This is a genomic window from Lactiplantibacillus sp. C232, from assembly GCF_023806725.1.
In the GTDB taxonomy this organism is placed as follows: Bacteria; Bacillota; Bacilli; order Lactobacillales; family Lactobacillaceae; genus Lactiplantibacillus; species Lactiplantibacillus plantarum.
In genome coordinates, this window is sequence record NZ_JAMSKZ010000052.1 from 1 (window position 1) to 383 (window position 383).

The 383-nt window shown below is 41.3% G+C and carries 2 tRNA genes; both read left to right on the forward strand.

Annotated elements, in window-relative coordinates:
* Positions 1 to 55: 55 nt before the first annotated feature.
* Positions 56 to 130 (forward strand) — tRNA-Ile (locus tag MZO41_RS16565).
* A 41-nt stretch (positions 131 to 171) separates the two neighbouring features.
* Positions 172 to 244 (forward strand) — tRNA-Ala (locus tag MZO41_RS16570).
* The last annotated feature ends 139 nt before the right edge of the window (positions 245 to 383 follow it).

A 383-nucleotide genomic window follows, 5' to 3' on the forward strand; every position in this document is an offset into this window, starting at 1 on the left:
TCGAAACTTTGTTTAGTTTTGAGAGGTCTAACTCTCAATTTAATAAGCGTTTTTTGGGCCTATAGCTCAGCTGGTTTAGAGCGCACGCCTGATAAGCGTGAGGTCGATGGTTCAAGTCCATTTAGGCCCATTGGAACCGAACCAGTTGGTTCCATAAGTTGAATACCTCATGGGGAATTAGCTCAGCTGGGAGAGCACCTGCTTTGCAAGCAGGGGGTCAGCGGTTCGATCCCGCTATTCTCCATTGACGACGTTAGTCGTCATTGAAACTTGTTCTTTGAAAACTAGATAATATCAAATATATTTTTTCATAATGAAACCGAGAACACCGCGTTTTTTGAGTTTTTTATTGAAGTTTAATTATCGCTAAACTCATTAATCGC